This window comes from Shewanella mesophila (assembly GCF_019457515.1).
Classification (GTDB): Bacteria; Pseudomonadota; Gammaproteobacteria; order Enterobacterales; family Shewanellaceae; genus Shewanella; species Shewanella mesophila.
In genome coordinates this window covers 2,115,318-2,134,316 of record NZ_CP080421.1, presented here as the reverse complement: position 1 = coordinate 2,134,316, position 18,999 = coordinate 2,115,318, and the positions used below count along the sequence as shown (strand labels likewise).

Below are 18,999 nucleotides of genomic sequence, written 5' to 3'. Positions count from 1 at the left end.
GATGGTAGCGTTAACCTTCATTGTTTTGAATCGCTTGCAGCAGGCCTCATGTGCAAACACATTTGTGACGCGCTACGAGCACTTCCATGTGAGCTCTACCTCGGCGTCCATGCCTCGGAAGGTCACAACTGTGTTCACACCGAGTTTTCTATCTCTTCGATTTGACTTTACTGGTACCTCTTGGGCAATCACAAGTTAACTCATTTCTGGACAGAAACACGTTAGAGTCTCTGGTCTATCCCGAGTGACTTAGATGAGAAAAAGTATCTCAACTTTTGACATTGGAAGTTATGACTGTCCAACCTTTTGCTAGTAATTCAACACAGTATAATACCTATCATTGATGCCTAGGAATCCATTCAACAATTTGACAAAGCAAGTTAATCAGTGCACATCAATTTAAGATTTCGATATGGATCAACTCTTCACAAACAGGCTCTTTACCTGCTTGTAAGATCCAAATAGGCCCAGAAAACGCTAATGTATTCAACACGATTTTGTGGAATAAGTTTAAGCAGGACGATACTTTCTCACGTTCCAGTCTTTCTTTAGCTAAATTATCTTCTCGGACCTTAGGGTGAGCACTTTCATTGCGAAGATCTTGCCACAACTTCTTATCTGCACTTGTTATTACACCCTGTTCAATTAAGTATTCTAGAGCTTTAGCTGCTGTAATATTCTTCCAGTAACTCACGCTATTCAGAATTCGATTGCGTTGATCTTCGGTTAGCTCAAGCGTTTTAATCTGTTGCTTGACCTTCTTTATCTCAGCTTCCAACTCTAAGTTATTTTGTTTTACCTTGATAGCAGGGATATAGATATCATTTAACAGCCCTTCGATAGCGACCGATAGGGTTAGAATCATAATGCTATTCTTTGATTGGAAGGAATACCACACCCTCTCCCATTGAGAATACATACTCTCAAATTGCCTAGGATTCTTCTTGCGCAGACTGATTATATTGTCTAATAACTTGTAGTGGTAAACAGCGTCTCTGTACTTTTTATCAGCAACATTTTTGACCATTGGGCTAGATGACAGCTGGCGCTTTTGATTGTTAACTATACTGGAAATAATCTCTTGTGTGTCTTCACCCATGCGCTTCAGCATATAAACAAACTGAGGCATAGATGCGCTAGAAAACCCAATATAGAACTTCAAACATTGCAATAGTTCTTCAGGGTCAAAACATCCCGTTACACGCACTTCTGTGTAGTCTAGTTTTTTGACCATAGATATTGAATAACCATCCATTTCCAGTACTGTCTGATTCCGGCTGTGTGACTCATCACCAAGGCTAGAAACGACTGAATTAGACTTGTTAGCAGGGATATTGCAATGTTCTGCAAATTCAAAGTAAAGGTAATTACCTTCTTTTGATTGATGCGGCTCAGCGGTAGAACAGCAATTAATCGACGATAAGAAGATGTAGTGATGGACTGGTGGGTACGATGAGTTCATATTGATTTGGATAGAGAAATCGTCAGACACATACACGTCACCGCTTATTGTTTGAGCGCGGAGATACAACTTGTGCTCTTCATTTAACGGGTCTTTAGGTAGTCTTTCACTAAACAACGCATGAGGTACATTCTCACTGGTGGTGCAAATGAACTCCATGTAAATTGTCCCGACATTGTTAACCTTAATAGTGCCGTGACCCGACATTTTGAGTCCATCATCAATTATTTGAAACACTTCGACCTGAACGCAATGCAAAACCAACTCACCAGTACGAAGCTGTTCGGTTCCCTTACCTATTGTCATACCAACACCACCATTAAATTTACGGGTATTATCGCACTAAATCTAAACAATGATAAGCACCTGAATTACTTTACATAATTTTCCGACTTCAAACTGATGTTCCCTCAATTCTGTAGACACATTTCATGCATAAACAAAATTTGGTCAAATGACGAGTTAATTAAATGAGGAGAAATGTTTGTTCTAACCAATAAAGGGGCAAAAGCTTCTTAGCCTTTAACTCATTAGTCGTATCAAATGAAGTCCAATCGAAGAAGCGTTAGAGATAGGTGTAAGCGCGGTTTTGGCCTTTGAAATCATGGCCGAAAATGTTCCTGACATTTTTCGGCATTCCCTCCATCCTTGGAGGTCAGATGATTTCGCAGAGCCCACATGGAAGTGCTCGTGGCGAGCCAAAAGAGCGCTTGCACATAAGGCCTGCGGCAGGCAATTTCAAATGGTGAAGGTTCGACCTTTAAATACACTTTCCAAAAAAGACTTCGCCAACCACTACCCAGACAAAGTAAAAAAATGCCAAACCTTCATTCGAAGGTAACAAACTTAGGGGCAAAATGGGTCAGTGTAGATCTCGCTAACACGAAGTTTGACGGGAATTACGATGAAAACTGATCTGGTAAGCAAGGCTATTATTAACACTTATAATTTTCGCCAACCACCTAAAGATTTGATGTTTCACTGTGATAGACGCTCACAGTAAATCTGTAGGCAATATCGAGCAGATTTAAGTCGATTGCCTCCGCAAGTAACATGTCTTGGTCACATATTGAGCATTTAGCTAGGATATTTGGTTCAAAACGGGTTATCGATTAATAAAGTACTGAAATTTAAAAATCTTATGCCTACACTGAGATTAATCTCTGTCATAAAAGGTAATTCATCTATGCCAATTTCCCCTCTTACCAGTGACAAACTCTATCGCCATTGTGATCTTAAGGGATTAGCCCTTGATATTAAATCGACAAAACACCTAACACCGCTTAATGAAATCGTTGGTCAAGAGCGTGCTCAAGGCGCTGTTGAATTTGCCATGTCAATGAAGGACAAAGGATATAACATCTATGCCATTGGCCGTAACGGCTTAGGTAAGCGCACCATGGTGATGCGATATTTAGATCGTTATGATCCCAATGGTCATCATCAACTTTATGACTGGTGTTATGTCGTAAACTTCGATGATGCTCGAACCCCTAAAGTACTCAAGCTTCCTCAGGGTAAAGGCACTCAATTTAAGAAGGATATTGAGCTGCTAATGAAACGGCTGGTAAAAGCACTACCGTTGGCGTTCGATAATGAAATGTATTATGCACGAGCTGAAAAGTTAAAAAGTCAGTTAGCGAACAGACAAGAAAACGCCCTCACCCAGCTCACTAAAGAGGCTGCCTCGAAAAACATTAGTCTTAGCATAACCGCCCAAGGTAGTTATGAATTAGTGGCGATGAATGGGGAAGAAGCTCACAGTGAAGCCTCCTTTGCGGCACTAAGCAACAAGGAACAGGAGCAGCTGGAACAGCAAATTGGCGAATTGGAGTCAAAACTGCGGGAAGTGGTGCGAAAGTTTACTGCATGGGAAGAGCGTTATTCCGAAAAGCAGCAAAAGCATGACGAGCAAGTTGCACAAGATGTATTAGTCCATCTTATCGACCCTTTAAAACAATCCTATGCAGATCAGGGCGAAATTAAAACTTACCTGAATGAGATGCATAAGGATATTATTGATAATTTAGATATTTTCTTAGAACAAAATGAGGAGCAAGTAGCTCTATCTTACGCGTCACTCGAAAAGAAAATGCCTCGGCGTTATCAAGTTAATGTGTTGGTTAATCACGGTGATCAAGTGATGCCCATCGTGATAGAGGAAAGCCCTAACTATCACAATATTTTTGGTTACATAGAAAACGCCACATTTAAGGGCACCATTTTTTCAGATTTCTCTTTGATCCGCGCAGGCAGTTTGCACAAGGCGAACGGCGGCGTATTGATGATCGATGCAATTAAGGTGTTAGAACAGCCTTATGTTTGGGATGGATTAAAACGTGCATTGCGTTCAAGAAAGCTAAGTCTCAGCTCCCTCGAACGCGAGGTTACTTTGTCAGGGACTATCTCTCTCGATCCTGAAGCTATTCCATTAGATGTTAAAATCATCCTCTTTGGCGATTATCAAACTTACCAACTTTTACAGTATTACGATCCTGAATTTAAAGAGCTGTTTAGAGTCACTGCCGATTTTGAAGACGAAATGCCAAGAACCGATGAGTCAGAAGCACTGTATGCGAAATTTATTTCTAGCATAGTTCATGGTAATAAAATGCTGCACTGTGATCGCGGCGCAATCAAACGCATCATCGAATTTAGTTCACGTCAGGCCGATGCTCAAAATAAGCTTTCGCTGCATTCTGCTGATATCGCCAACCTACTGCGTGAGTCTAACTATGTCGCCAAATCCAGTAATGCTAACATGATAAGGCTTGGTCATGTCGAGCAAGCACTGAAAAATCATGAGCATAGAGTGTGTCGTCTCAAAGATAACATTATGCAGAGTTTTATTAATGGTACTACGCTAATCGACACTCAAAATTCGGTTGTGGGTCAAATCAACGCCCTATCGGTATTGTCCACATCTGATCATCAGTTTGGCGCGCCGAACCGGATCACCGCAACCGTTGCCTATGGCGAAGGCGTTGTATTTGATATTGAGCGGAAGGTTGAACTCGGTGGCAGTATTCACTCTAAAGGGGTGATGATTTTGACCGCCTATCTGGCCACAATCTTGGGGCAAACCGATAAGATCCCATTGACCACTCACCTCACCTTCGAACAAAACTATGGCGGGGTTGACGGTGATAGCGCCTCGATGGCTGAGCTTTGCACCATTATCTCGGCGTTTGCCAAATTGCCCCTTCGCCAAGATGTTGCGATAACGGGGTCGATGAACCAATTTGGCCAAGCTCAACCTATTGGTGGCGTGAATGAAAAGATCGAAGGTTTCTTCGATGTTTGCACTATAAAAGGACGTTGTGATTCCCAAGGGGTGATCATCCCTAAGTCTAATGTTCAAAACTTGATGCTGAGATCCGATATTGTTGATGCGGTTAAGAAAGGCACCTTCTCTATTTGGGCGATTGACCATGTGACCGAAGCCATTGAAATATTAACTGGGATAAAGGCTGGTGAGCGGGACTTTGAGTTTGAGGATTATGCTGCAGATTCTGTATTTGGTACAGCCGATAGACGACTACAAAAACTCAGAGCACATGTAAAGAGCCAAGCTAAGACGGTTAAATAGACGCGACGATCGTTGCACATTACTGCAGCAAAAAGCCGGTGGTTCACCGGCTTTTTCATTGAGTTTTTAACTGAAAAACTCGGTTTATCTAATCGATAACATGATTAGGCTAACGCATCTTGCAACGGTGGAACGACTTGCTTCTTACGGCTAAGAACACCATCTAACCACACTCGGCCATTCTCAGTTGCTTTGCCATAGGCGCGCGAGGTTAACTCGCTGTCATCTGAAACCACTAACATTTCAGAACCTTCTTTCATAATATCTGTCAGTAATAACAGTACGCTATGACGCTTGCCTTCAGCCTTCAGGGCCGCAATATCCGCTTCAAGATCGGCCTTGATGTCGTCAAACACTGATAGATCGATCACTTCAAGCTGACCAATACCGATTAAGTTACCGTTCATGTTGAAGTCTTTAAAGTCGCGCATAACAAGATCGCGAACTGGAGTGCCTTCGACTGCCGACTTAACCTTAAACATCTCCATACCCAGTGCTTTGAAATCCTCAACGCCAGCGATTTCAGCTAATGCTTCAACACACTTTATATCGGCAGTGGTACAGGTTGGTGACTTAAAGATAACCGTGTCGCTTAAGATAGCGCATAGCATGATGCCAGCAATATCTTTCGGGATCTCTACATTGTAGAAGTCATACATCATCTTAATGACTGTGTTACTACAACCTACCGGACGGATCCAACACTCAAGCGGAGTCGATGTGGTTAAGTCGCCCAACTTATGATGATCGACGATGCCGACAATCGTTGCTTGAGCAATATCATCCGGTGCTTGTGTTAACTCTGAGTGATCAACAATATAAACTTCTTCGCCCGCGTAGCTCTCTTTGAATTCCGGAGCTTCGAAACCGAAACGCTCTAGTATGAATGCTGTCTCTGGAGCGAGTTCACCAAGACGCGCTGGAATTGCAGCTTCACCAATCTGATTTTTAAGATAAGCAAGTGCGATAGCGCCGCAAATTGAATCTGAATCTGGGATCTTATGTCCCACAACGTACATTGGCATAGTTAATTCTCACGGTAAAATTTGCCGCATTTTACCAAAGAAGAATTCAATTTACATTAGCTAAAAAACATTAATTCGTTGAGACAAAGTTTTCTTTAACGGCAAATATTGATCACGCGGATCATTTTTAGAACGCCCTTACATGACGATAAATCCACTTAGGAAAAGACGTTAACTTAGCTTGGTTCCTTAATGGACCTAAAATAATCACTAAGATAAGCACTAACATAAGCAAAAAAAGAGCCCGCCTAGCGAGCTCTTTTTTAAACGATCTTTGTTAAAGACCAACTTAATGATGATTTAAAAATCGATCGACACTGGCTTGCTCCCGGGCTTTGAGCTCGGCACAGTCGTTAACTTGCTCATTAAGCTTCGATAGGCTGCGAGCATAACCAGGTACTTTATCTGTCTTGGTTGAGAAAAATGCATTGGCGCGCTCAAATGGCTCTAGTTCACAACCGCTAGCTAAAAAGGCTGGTAAACGAGGCAATGCAAACGGTGGTAGCTTAGCCGCAAGCTGCTCATAATGGGTATAAGCCCAGTCCCTAAAAGCCTTTTCACGAACCTTAGTATAACTTTGACCCGCAAACAGATAACTTAAATCCGGTGCGGTTAGCTTATCGCTCAGGCTATAGGCCAAAATATTTTGCTGTGTTTCGCCTGCCGGCGCATAGCCTAGTGCATAGAGCAAATTTGTTCTTTGTTGCGGATCTTTAGTGCTCTCAAAAACCTGCATTATTTGCTTGATTAATGCTTCATCACCATTAAAGACCGCCAGTTGTAAATAGGTGCCGATAAGATAGGGATCTGCTGCACTAGGCTTAGTTAAATAGAGCAGTGCTTCGGTCTTTGCCGTAGCAATGATCTTAGGATCCTTACCTTCAAAGCCTAACAATGCGATGAGTAATGGACGTAATTTACTGATCTGAGGATCTTCACCTGCACTCGTTGATAACCCATAAACCTCTAGCGCCAACCGAGCTTTTTTTGTGACAAATTTAGCCCAGAGTTGCTGGTTACTGTTATCAATAAAGGTGCCCTTCTGCGCCTGCAGATAACCGAGTGCATCAGAGACGATTTGCGGATGACTGTCGTTAACAAACTCACCCAAGATATTTAATAGATCGCCACCAGAGACATAGCCAGCTTTAAGCAACGCATCTGCGGCCGATATCAATGCCTTGCGCTCTCTTGGACTAAGTACGGTTTTGCTCTTGCTTAGCAAGACCGCCATCTGCTCAGCTTCTAAAACCCAGCGGTAGTATCCCATACCTTGTGCATCAGGAAATACCCAGCTTGGTTCAAATGGCAGTTCAAATGTTTTGCTCGGCGCATCAAGCAAGTATGTTTGCTCGCTGACATGGGTATCTTGTCCAAATTTTACCGATACTGGCACAGTCCAAGTTTGCGCCGGTGCTTCAGTACCCGATGAGACGAAGCGTTGCTGGCTTAAGGTTAATTGGTTACCCGAGACCTTTACCTTGATCAAAGGGTAAGAGGATTGTTCGATAAAGGTCTTTAAGACCTTGGCCACATCTTTGCCCGAGGCCTTAGCTAATGCATTCCACAAATCATCGGCGGTGGTATTTTGGTAGGCATGGGCCTTTATATAACTGCGTATGCCAGACTTAAAGGCATCTTCACCGATCCAATTTTCTACCATCGAAAGCACGGATTCCCCTTTGCTGTACGCCAGTCCTAGTCCATCCATGATATCGGCTTCGGTTTTGATTGGCTTACGGATCGGCTTAGTTGAGAGACGTGCATCAAGGCCCATTACGCGATTTTTCGATAAGCGTAAATTAGACTCAAACTCAGGGTGAGTCTGATGGGTGATCTTTGACGCCATCCAACTGGCAAACGCTTCGTTTAGCCATAAGTCATTCCACCACTGCATGGTCACTAAGTTGCCATACCATTGATGAGCAAGCTCATGGGCGACAATTGACACCGTTCTTTGACGTGCATTTTGGGTTGCGTTGCTGTCGTCTAACAATAAGATATCTTCACGATAAGTAACGAGTCCTGCGTTTTCCATTGCACCGAAAGGAAACTCAGGAACAGCAACAGAGTCGAGTTTGGCATAAGGATAGTCCACACCGAAGTAGGTTTCTAACGCATCTAATATGACAGGCATCTGCTCTGCGGCATACTTAGCCATGTCGATTTTGCCCTTGGTGGTGATCACCCTGCCAGGGATTTTCATTCCAGTGACTTCAAGCTCTTCAAACTGACCGACCGCAAACGCCACGAGATAAGATGAAATCGGTTTAGTTTGAGCAAAGCGATGACGAGTTACATCACCATCAACCACAGTTTCGACTTCAGGTGTATTGCTGTAGACCTTTTCCTTGCTTGGGGATGTGATCGTCACTTGAAACGGAATTTTATATTCAGGCTCATCAAATACTGGGAAAGCTCTGCGGGCATCGCTCATCTCAAATTGAGTAAACAGATAAGGCAGATCCGCATCGATTGTCTTGTATAGCCCGACAGATTGGCGGTTATAAGGTGCGGTAAAGTCCATCGATAAGGTGTATTTACCGGGGGCAATCTCGTTGCCACACTTGAGTTTAACGATACCCGTATCAAGCATATTAGCCGTCATATCACATTGAAATGCGCCATCGAGTTTAATGTTCGCTGCCGTATATGCGACGCCACTAATATCGATGATGTGTGTTGGGCTAAGGACTTCTATCTGGATCTGGGTCGAACCTGAGAAGGTATCGAGCTTGGGATCTAAGGTGAGGTTTATCGCTTGAGAAAGTGGCTTGGCGACTTTACTTAAGACATATTCATTAGCGCTTAGCGATGCACTGCTAAATAGCGCCGCTGTCACGATTGTTGAAGTGACGATACGGTACATGGGATTCCTTTTTTAATAATGTTACCAATCTCACTATTTAGCTTGTCCCTCTTAATTGGCGTAAGTTGGGCTTATACCAAGTGTTGCGCCTGATATAAGCCAGTTTTTCACCCCAAAAAGACCATCTATATAATTTAATTAGTATTAATGAGCTAGCCATCGACAATGGCTTGATCACTATTGCCTAGTCATGTGGCGATTTTGTGGCAGATGTTACAAAATTAGTCTCTTTATGGCTAGACCAGTACACATCTGCTTACCAAAACACTTTCTCAGCAAAATTTGGCTGACTTAAATAGGCGATTAAAGCTTATCAGCCGGTATTTGGTAGTGAACGACCTCAACACTGCCCATTGGCGTCGGATATTGAGTGAGCTGTTTAAAAGTCATCCCCAGTTTTTGCATGATCTTTATTGATGCTAAATTATCCTCATCGGCAACGGCGGAAAGATGGCTAACCCCTTGTTGATTCGCTATTTTCGTTGCGATCGCTCTTGCCGCTTCCGTTGCATATCCTTTACCCCAGCTACACTGTTTGAAGCGCCAGCCGAGTTCTATATCATGATACTTAGGGCTATCGCTGAAAAAGTCCATTGGACGCACTAAAATCCAACCAATGAAGCTTGATGGCAAAGGGGTATTGTCACTCCTTGTGGTGACTTTCCATATACCCCAGCCTTTATCTGGATCGGTATAAACCTTAAGGCGTGGCAATAAGATATTGACTATATCCTCCATGGTGCTGGGCTTACCGCCGTTAATATAGCGCATCACTTCTGGGTCTTGATCCAGTTCAAATAATAACTGGGCATCCTCTTGAGTCATCATCTCAAAACGTAAACGTGGGCTATTGGTGATCTCCATAAAGTGATCCTTATTGTTATCTTATCTATTCGACTGCTATTTTATGGCTTGACATGATAGCCTCAAATTAATCATGAAAACAAAGGTAACTTAATGAAACAAGACAAAAAGGAGTCGGTCAGTGGAGCGATGTTTTAGCGTTACATTTAGAATTGCCAACAAGATCCGCACTAAACATTATAAAACCGAGCAAAGTGCCCTGCGCGGCATTGGCAAGTGGCTAATAAAACATCAAGATGAGCGCGATATTAATGCCTCTTTTTTCAGTGATACCCAAGGGCACTTAAGTTTTGATGCACCTTTTGAAGAATCGCCACTCAATGAAACCGTCGATTTTTATAAAACCAAAGCTTGGCTTAACTTGCGTCTACAAGCGCTAGAGCGATATGGTCGCCGATGTGTCTCCTGTGGCGCTTCGCTGCAAACTGGCGCGGTATTGCATGTCGACCACATTAAGCCGAGATCGCTTTATCCAGAACTGGCGCTCGATATTAATAACCTACAGATTTTGTGTGAAGCATGTAACTTAGGCAAGATGGCGTCGATGGATCAAGATTGGCGTTAAGCCCCTGAGGGGCACATCCATGAGCGGCTTTGCAGGGAGAGAACAAAAAAATCTTAAAAGTCGTAACGCAAACCTAAGTCCGAGATTGGCAGTACCAATTGAAACGACAACATCGCAGTAAACAGCTTTGATTAAATAGCACGCAAATGGTAGTGCTTTGTCTAATTGTTATACAAGTTAATGTGAAACTTTCGGATTAGGCTTACATCTTGTTTGTGGGTTGGCTAGTATGACCAAGCTAGAAGTGCGACCAATTGCCTTAAATTACGTAAAATCTATGAAAGGTAACGGTGAGCAACCATAATAATTAATACCGTACACATACGGATTTTTAGGTAATTTCATGTCTTTAAAAACGGTCATATCGTCGTTAACACTGATTTGTAGCGCTACAATGTATGCTTCCTCTGTTGACGCCTCTCAATATCAAACCGTCAGCGATGATTTTCAACAGCAGTTTCATAAGCGCTTAAAAAAGAATAAGGTGCCTGGCGGCGCATTTGTTATTGTTGAGGGCGACAAAGTTGTTAACCTTGGCACTTATGGCAAACGTCATAAAGGCGGTAAGAAAAAGATCAACGCAGATACAGTGTTTCGCTTGGCCTCTGTCTCTAAGACATTTGCAGGAACTCTCGCTAGTCTATTAGTGCATGAACATAAGCTAAGTTGGCAGCAACCCATAACGGCCTACCTTCCCGAATTTTCACTTGCCCCGCCCGCTAAAGGCTCCGACATCACCCTAGGTCATGTTATTGGTCAAAGTACGGGCCTGATGCCGAACAGTTATGACAATCTAATCAATGCCAATATCAAATTCGACAGGATCTTACCTAAATTTGCAGATTTAACGCCTATGTGTGAGCCAGGGGTTTGTTATAGCTATCAAAATGTCGCCTTCTCTTTTATAGAGCAAGCGATAGAACAACAAAGCGGTCAGAATTATGAGCAGATAATCAAGCAGCGACTATTCGAACCACTTGGTATGAAAACCGCCTCTATCGGTTTTGATGCATTTCGACAGGTAGCTAATCGTGCGGAGCCCCACATCAAAACACGTTTGGGCTTCAAGCAGGTAAATGTTAAACCCAATTACTATCAACTGTTACCTGCTGCGGGCGTCAATGCCAGTATTACCGATATATCCAAGTGGTTAATGGCCAATATGGGCTATCGCCCTGATGTTATTTCGGCGCGGGTGATAGAAGATATTACAACACCGGGAGTTCGCACGACCAAAGAACTCAGGCGTCGTGAATGGAAAGCCTATTTAGACGATGCTCACTATGGCAAAGGTTGGCGCGTGTATGATTTCCAAGGTCATCCACTTATTTACCATGCAGGATGGGTAGCTGGATATGTCACCGAAGTCGCCTACTCTCCAGAGCTCAATGTGGGTATGGCCATGCTACTCAATGGTGAGTCGCGAGTGATTGCAGAGCTAGGTGCCGATTTTTGGCATGCCCTATTTGCTAATGCAAAAACAACCCAAAAAATGGCGCAAGGAATGGCTAAACGTTAACGCCAGAAGATAACCATTGGGCGCAAAAACCTTCGAGAAATATCTGCGGTTCTGCTGCTCAGATCCAACCAAAGACTATGTAACGGTTCGGTTAAATTGCCCTAATCTGAGTCAAAAAAAGAGACCGGAGGTAGGTCTCTTCAAGCGCTGATGATTATGAGTTAATGATTGAGCGTGAGCTGAATTGAAGAGTTGAGTTGTACCAAACATGGTCAAACACTGAACCTTTGCTTATTAATAGCTGACTTGGGTGGGTTTTGTTGTTGATCGTTTCGATGTTTGCTGTATCCAATAGACTACAATTACAAAGAATAACTATTCAGCTTTATGTAACTTTAAAAATGTAACTCCGATAATTTTCTGACTGATATTCATTATTTTGAATAGTTACTCATCTGACACCATTAGAACTTATCCTTTTGTCGATTTAACCAGCGTTTCCAATCCATATTTAACTGAGTAATGCCTCCAGGGTATTGGCGTAACACTGTTATTGATGATTTTGGTTTACAACGCTGCGCACTATATTCATTGATGAGTTTCTTAAATGTGGGAACTGCTGTCGGATATGTCATCAAAAATGTGATAAAAGCATGCGCATGATAATAAAGCGAAGCTTGCTGAGTGCCTTGCCAATCAACATGAGTTGCATCCAGTAGCGAATCTAATGCCATATGCGAGTATCTATTATCTGATTTTACGTTCGATCTGCCATTCGCCTTTATCAGTGGATAACGGCTGTCTTGATTGATGCTGGACAAAAACCTTGATGACTCAAAATACTCGGCTACCCCCTCATTGAACCAACGCGGCGTCTGACCAAATTGACCGGCATTCATCACATGTACCGCCTCATGGATGGCTGTAGTATATGCCTGAGACTCCTCTTTGTACCAAACCACCGCTACATTATGTTTACTTGAATAGAAACCCTGACTGGCACCTACCCCGTTGCCGAATTTTGCTTTCAACTTATCATAAGCCTTTAAATTTCCCGCTAATATGAGATTAACAGTGATTGGCTGTAACGCCGCGTTTGGCAGATATCTACGATAGGTTTTATCGATCTGTTTTAAGGTGAAGCGAATTTTATCTCGATAGAAAGCTGGAGGATAGCTTAGTGTGCTATTGATCTTGAGTTCAAAATTATAGCTAGGTTGAGTATATTGGGTGAGATCGCTTTCACTTATCATTGCCGTACTATCTGAATAATGAGTTAGGCCGTTATCATCTACCCAGCGATAAATATTATTGTGTTGCTGTTGTGCCTTTTTCCCTTGAGCCACGGTTAACATGTCGCAGTTAGCCGTATCGACAGCATGTTGATAATATTCACTGGCTCTAGTGGGGGCTTTTGTAATAGATAGTGCTTTAGCGGAAAGATTGGTAATGTCACCTGAGTCACCAGGTGATTCTGTGGTGAAGTGAGTCAATAGCTGACTTAAAAAAGACAGCTTAATCCAGCGGCCCTGATAATGATCTAGGTACAACAGCAGTACAACAATCACCAGCACAAAGATAATGTAACGACTTAAACGGCTTTCCATTGCCACCTCACTACTTCGTCTGCCCTGATAGCTTATTTCGCCCTAATCGACATTAATCTAATCGATAGTGGTAAAACTTAATCAATTTAAGTTACTGAATCACTATCCCTTTGAATCACTAACGTTTGCCAAAACACCTGTGTCCGCCCAAGTTTATCTGTGTCTCTATCGCTGCATTCGATAACCCTTAGGTGTGCTTTCTTCGCTAATGCTTCGATCTCTTCCGCGCTGACAGGATAGTACACTCTTGCATCTTCATTAGGACCAAATCGAAGTGAGATCACAATTCTACCTTGAGGAGATAGCAATTTTGCTAAGGTTTGTAATGCCGAAAGTCTCGCCTCTGCGGGAATATGCATCCATACCGCACTCAACAAAATAAGGTTAAATCCATTTCGATAGATAGTGAGCTTATTCAATCGTGGCAGTTGATCGTCGATCCAATTAACATTAAGTCCACTCGTATAAATTGCGCCATATTTGGCAAGCTTAAGCGCAGGCTCTACGGCAACTACCTCAACCATTTGACGATTGGTTGATTGTTCTGCAAGATATTTCGCATCGCGACCATTACCAGCGCCTACATCTAACACCTTTAAGATAGTATCTTGCTTCTCCAACAAGGCGTTAAGATGATGTAACCAGCTCGCGTGAACCTCTTCAAAAGAGGTTGATAGATATCGACGAGCAAGCATATTTGCATTGTCGTTATAGAAACTGTTCATTAAGAAAACTCACTATTAAAATCAATTATTTAATAAGCATTAAATACAAAGAGTAAGTATTAATATCGTGCTAAGCATTACCGTTAACAAAGCCCTGATAATCTTGCCAGCTTACATCTTTAGCCATATTAGACACTGAGATAATAGCTTTCATCTGCTTAACTTGTGTATCACCAAAAGGTAACTTACAAAAAGCTAAAACACGACTAATTTGCGCTTCGGGATGAGCAACTAACGCTTCATAACTGACATCAAGCACGAAACTAGGCAAGGTTTGACGCCAATGTTCCATCAAGGTTTCATACTCTTGCCGATATAACTCAAACTCTTTTTGGCAACATAAATGAGGTTCATTCTGAGGGAAATAGTGTTGATAGACGGACCATGAGACTGCGTCAGCCCCACGAGTCATATTAATAATTTTTGCGCTTGGAAACAGCTTGTATATTAGGCCGACCGTTTGAAAGTTAGCTGGAGAACTATCGATTATATGGGTTATGTCGGGATGAAATATCTGACTATGACCACTAACGGCCTTAGTATCGAATTCAGGATTTACATATTGCTTCAATTGCCTTAGATACTGCTCACTAAGACTATTTAGCTGGCAGATGTCTAAATCGCCAATACAGCGAGGATAAAACTTAGCAGTCGATTTATAAGCAGCCCGAAGTATATCTTCATCGAGATAGTCGCACTCACCAGCACTATCTACTTGTCGGTGATTGACGAGCATCTGCTCAAGTAAATTCGAACCCGTGCACGGCAGCCCGAAAATGAAAATAGGCGTGATATTGAACTGTCTATCACTACCAATCGCTAGGGTGTCATTATTAACAAAGGATTTAATCGAATGAACATAGGCGGCTAATTCACTGGTCGTGACGTTGCAATGCTGATGTTGCAAGATGTTGGCTTGGCGATAGAAACCAAACGCTTGTCTGTGATCGCCATTGTAATGAAACAGATGCCCCAAGCTGTAGTTGAGTACGATCCGAGCGGTAACTAACGTCTCTGAGTCGTCATTGAGACTCTCACAAAACTGGTTGAGCGCAAATGCCTTTTTCAATAATGGGCTTTGTGTCCTATCACTCGTGATTGTGTTGATATTATCTGTATTTGTATCGACTGGGCGCCCAGTCGTAATTAGCTGACTAAGTGACAATAAACAATGGGAATAAATCGATACCTGTTCAATTGAGAGTGCTGTAAGGTCGTTACTATGTATAAGGTCTAATGCTTCAATCGCAAGTAGCAGATGCGATTTAGCCTGCTCTAACTCTCCCATCACGATTTGTTGCTTGGCCAGTTGGTAGCGTAATGCCGGTGATTCTGGCACAATTTGATTAGCATAATTGAGCACAGTTAACGCATCTTCTTTAGCATTAACCAAATTAAAAGCCTCAGCTAGCAAAGATAATGGCTGAATGTCCCCTGCTAAAAACTCGCAGGACTGGCTGAGTCGCTCGACAGCCTCATCCCCTTTTTTTGCAATAAGGGCTAGTTTACCTAATCCCATATAGGCATAACCCGTTTCTTTCGAGGTGGGTCGATTGTGGGTAAGCGCAGTAAAAATCTGCTCTGCTAAATAATATTCACCCTGTGCTATATGATGCTCAGCTCGCTCTATCGATGACAAAACACTATCCCTAACTGTAACTCCTTAATAACCTAACGACTATTAAGCCACGTTAAGCTGATGTTGTATATGGTTAAGTTGATTTTATGAACGCCACTAAAAAGCCAAATGTAATAGAAGGTAACCCCATTAAGCAACTCGAGTAACGGTCAACGAACCCCAACGTTCACAAAACTCCCATCGATATTTTTTACAAAAATAGATGGCATGGTAACGGTTAAATGCACTCTGCTGATGTTTCGATAGCCATTTAGGATCTGGTCGGATTGATTTCGATATCGATTGGGGGAACGACGCAAGGTCAACATCATGGCTGGGGTTAAGTACGATCAACTCGGGATCCTGAAGATATAGGTTCTGCTTGTCTTCAGCAGCTGTAGCATAGACAACACAAGTCACGCCTAAAACCAGTTTAAGACAAAGTATTCGATGCTTGCTAAATTTGTGACGCCATAAAATCAAAAGCCTAGCCTATTCAGTTGTTCTAACGATAAATATAGGAAGTTTGAGACTAAAAGGCAAAATGGCCTCAACTCCGCTTACACTTTTGTCCCCTAGAAGCAATCACTATTTGACAAGGCTTTGCTCAAACTGTCGTCTAAGTTCATTTAGTGGTGAAAGATCATGGGTGCTCTTTCGGCTGCGACTGAAAAGTGAAGATTCAATAAACAGAGAAAACCAGGCATTGAGGCTGGCCGCATTATTCGCTTCGCCGGCGCAACCTAGAGCGAGTGCGGCAACCTCGGCGGTGCCCAATTGAAAGTCACGACTGCCTTTTCTTAAACCGTAACGAGCGGCCGTTTCTGGTGTAAATGACAGCATGGGCAAATCATGAAGATAAGGGCTTTTATTGAACATTTTAATCGCTTCACGCCAGCTACCATCGAGTAGGATGAATAAAGGCCTTTTACTTTGTGGCTCATCTGCGCTAGCTGGTGAAACGGAATTAACCACTCTTTGTTCGGCTGCGGCATATTCACCTGGGAACACAAGATAGGGCTGATAAGTTGGATCGGCTAACAGTTGTAATAACTTGCGATTGGCGTAGTTACGCGACCAAATATAGGCATGAGTATCGGGAATAAGATCGGCTATTAACCGCCCTGAATTACTTGGTTTTAGCACTTCATCATCATACATGATCAATAAAAAGCTGACTTTAGAGTTTAGCTGTCGACGAAATTCACAGGTGCAAAATGCTTTAGCCAATAAACATGAATCGCAGCGCACTAGGTTTTTCCCCCTTGCATTATAGGGTCTAGTAGAAATTGCTTTTCTATATCGATAGCGTAGATGCACCGCATGTGGTTTAACGTCGAGAACTGCCATTTATGCCTTTAAAATTTTTGATTGCAAACTTGATTATATATCAAGATCCCCGATCTGAAGTAACACGCTTAATTCATAACGCGTTAGGATGATAAAAAAGCGAGCCTTAAGCTCGCTGTTTTATCAGTCACAGTTTAGCTAGCTAACGAGCTAAAGATACCAGGGCTAAAGTATTCTTCGGAGTAAAAAGTCGGCCTTTATACGTCGAATACGATTCATGATCTTTCTAACTGGCGCAGGATAGTCATGTAACGTCTCTATTTGACTGTAGTGATACAGACGCTCCGTATGTTCGAGGATATGTTGCTGTTCGTTGTTAAACTGCTCTTTCCAGCAACCCGTTTCATCTTGTAACAGTAGACCATTTTCTAAATCAAGCGCCCAGGCTCTTGGATTAAGGTTAGAGCCTGTGATCAGATGGTTGCGATTATCCGCGCTAATGCCTTTAAGATGATAACTGTTACGTCCATGTTTCCATAAATGGATATTCAGCTGGCCCGAATCAATGGCCCACTGCTGACGCTTAGCAAACTTACGTAACGACTGTTCATATAAATAGGGCAATGCACCAATCGTCGAAAACGCCTCTTCTGGCGGAATAAAGAAGTCGTTAGCCGTCTTATCACCGACAACAATATCGATACGCTTACCTTGTTTAAGATGCTTTGATAGCGCCCGAGATAAAATATACGGCGGATTAAAGTACGGGGTACAGATAAACAGCGACTCTGCTGAATGGCTAACCAGATCAATGATTAACTTATTAAGCTTATTGCGCTTACGGCCTAGACCAACTACCGGGGTGATCCGATTTCCTGTTTTGGTCGACTTAAACTCATACTTAGCCGCGCTAAGACGTGTTTTAAGAGTGCGCACATCAACTTTATCTGGCAACTGTTCACTCTCTTTCGATTGAGTCAACGAGGTTACCGCTTTGTCATCTTCAATATAGTCTTTAACCATCTGTCTCATCGAGCGTGCTAGCTCAGGCGACGAGATCACATGATAACGGTCAAAACGGTATTTATCACCTTGATGTAAGTAGATATTATTTAGACTGGCCCCGCTAAAGATCACGGTATCATCAATCACAAAACCTTTAAGGTGCAACACGCCCATAAATTCACGAGACTTAACCGGCACACCTAAGATCTTGATCGGATGTTCAGCCTTCTGGGTAAACTCACGGTACATAAAATAGTTACCGCTATCACCTTTGTGACCGATCAAGCCGCGTCGTGCGCGATGAAAATCGACCAACACTGTCACATCTAACTCAGGATTATTGGCTTTCGCTAACATTAAGGCTGTGAGGATCTCTCGTCCCGCTTCATCATCTTCTAGATAGAGCGCTGCAATAGTAATGGCAAACTTAGCCTGAGCGATCTGCTTTAATAATTCGGCCTTTAGTGCCTGTGGCGTTAACAACCAACGAATAGCATCGTCTGGTAACGCAATCCCACCTAGCTTATCCAGCAAGGCATCCTCCTTTAAAAATGGTGTCCATCACGATAGTAGCAACTTGGCGATAATGTCGTGAACATGATTGAGATGTGTTTCGCCGACATATAAACCGATAATATGGCTTGACGAATAGCTTGCTCAACTACGTGATGCGTTTCAGGGTCTTTGGGAAACCAGAGCACTTCGACCTGTACGAAATCTCTGTCCACCTCTCCGTGGCGGTAACTCATACTCGGCACCCAGTCTAATGTAAAGCCGCCGGGCGCTGTCTGGCAAAGGAGCGCTAATTCATCAATTAACGTCTTGCTGAGTTCTATAACCGCCTCTTGCGGTAAGCCGCGCATACGAATATGTGGCATAGTGATCCCATCCCTTTTCTTAAGGTGATAGAAATTACCGATT

At 42.8% G+C, this 18,999-nt stretch carries 13 protein-coding genes; 3 read left to right on the top strand and 10 right to left on the bottom strand.

Features of this window, described 5'->3' with window-relative positions:
- Nucleotides 1-394: 394 nt before the first annotated feature.
- Nucleotides 395-1,768: a hypothetical protein gene (locus K0I73_RS09325; RefSeq protein WP_220064174.1), complete on the bottom strand. Its 1,374-nt coding sequence runs from the start codon at nucleotides 1,766-1,768 to the stop codon at nucleotides 395-397.
- Between the two features lie 880 nt (nucleotides 1,769-2,648).
- Here K0I73_RS09325 and K0I73_RS09320 point away from each other — a divergent pair.
- Nucleotides 2,649-5,051 carry a Lon protease family protein gene (locus tag K0I73_RS09320; protein ID WP_258405328.1) on the top strand — a complete coding sequence of 801 codons (2,403 nt, stop codon included), beginning with the start codon at nucleotides 2,649-2,651 and terminating at the stop codon, nucleotides 5,049-5,051.
- 104 nt (nucleotides 5,052-5,155) lie between these two features.
- Here the strand turns inward: K0I73_RS09320 and K0I73_RS09315 are convergent, their stop codons facing one another.
- From K0I73_RS09315 to K0I73_RS09305, 3 genes are all read right to left on the bottom strand, one after another.
- Nucleotides 5,156-6,076 carry a manganese-dependent inorganic pyrophosphatase gene (locus K0I73_RS09315; protein ID WP_220064172.1) on the bottom strand — a complete coding sequence of 307 codons (921 nt, stop codon included), beginning with the start codon at nucleotides 6,074-6,076 and terminating at the stop codon, nucleotides 5,156-5,158.
- Between the two features lie 289 nt (nucleotides 6,077-6,365).
- Entirely contained in the window at nucleotides 6,366-8,945 is a 2,580-nt protein-coding gene (locus K0I73_RS09310) for a M1 family metallopeptidase (protein WP_220064171.1), read from the bottom strand.
- Between the two features lie 303 nt (nucleotides 8,946-9,248).
- Nucleotides 9,249-9,809 (bottom strand): GNAT family N-acetyltransferase, encoded by a 561-nt coding sequence (locus K0I73_RS09305; protein ID WP_220064170.1) that lies wholly within the window; start codon nucleotides 9,807-9,809, stop codon nucleotides 9,249-9,251.
- Nucleotides 9,810-9,930: 121 nt separating this feature from the next.
- Here K0I73_RS09305 and K0I73_RS09300 point away from each other — a divergent pair, with 121 nt between their 5' ends.
- Nucleotides 9,931-10,374, top strand: coding sequence for an HNH endonuclease (locus K0I73_RS09300; protein WP_220064169.1), 444 nt, complete (start codon nucleotides 9,931-9,933; stop codon nucleotides 10,372-10,374).
- Nucleotides 10,375-10,717: 343 nt separating this feature from the next.
- Nucleotides 10,718-11,893 (top strand): serine hydrolase domain-containing protein, encoded by a 1,176-nt coding sequence (locus K0I73_RS09295; RefSeq protein WP_220064168.1) that lies wholly within the window; start codon nucleotides 10,718-10,720, stop codon nucleotides 11,891-11,893.
- A 404-nt stretch (nucleotides 11,894-12,297) separates the two neighbouring features.
- Here K0I73_RS09295 and K0I73_RS09290 read toward each other — a convergent pair whose 3' ends face one another.
- The 6 genes from K0I73_RS09290 to K0I73_RS09265 form a co-directional block, all read right to left on the bottom strand.
- Nucleotides 12,298-13,440 carry a DUF1570 domain-containing protein gene (locus tag K0I73_RS09290; protein ID WP_220064167.1) on the bottom strand — a complete coding sequence of 381 codons (1,143 nt, stop codon included), beginning with the start codon at nucleotides 13,438-13,440 and terminating at the stop codon, nucleotides 12,298-12,300.
- A gap of 86 nt (nucleotides 13,441-13,526) precedes the next feature.
- Nucleotides 13,527-14,165: a class I SAM-dependent methyltransferase gene (locus tag K0I73_RS09285; RefSeq protein ID WP_220064166.1), complete on the bottom strand. Its 639-nt coding sequence runs from the start codon at nucleotides 14,163-14,165 to the stop codon at nucleotides 13,527-13,529.
- A gap of 70 nt (nucleotides 14,166-14,235) precedes the next feature.
- Entirely contained in the window at nucleotides 14,236-15,804 is a 1,569-nt protein-coding gene (locus K0I73_RS09280; RefSeq protein WP_220064165.1) for a tetratricopeptide repeat-containing sulfotransferase family protein, read from the bottom strand.
- Nucleotides 15,805-16,371: 567 nt separating this feature from the next.
- Entirely contained in the window at nucleotides 16,372-17,133 is a 762-nt protein-coding gene (locus K0I73_RS09275; RefSeq protein WP_220064164.1) for a tRNA-uridine aminocarboxypropyltransferase, read from the bottom strand.
- Between the two features lie 165 nt (nucleotides 17,134-17,298).
- A complete protein-coding gene (pssA, locus tag K0I73_RS09270) occupies nucleotides 17,299-18,612 on the bottom strand; it encodes a CDP-diacylglycerol--serine O-phosphatidyltransferase (protein ID WP_220064163.1) in 1,314 nt (437 codons plus the stop codon).
- Nucleotides 18,613-18,623: 11 nt separating this feature from the next.
- Complete coding sequence (locus K0I73_RS09265; RefSeq protein ID WP_220064162.1) at nucleotides 18,624-18,956, bottom strand: DUF1904 domain-containing protein; 333 nt, start codon at nucleotides 18,954-18,956, stop codon at nucleotides 18,624-18,626.
- Nucleotides 18,957-18,999 lie beyond the last annotated feature (43 nt).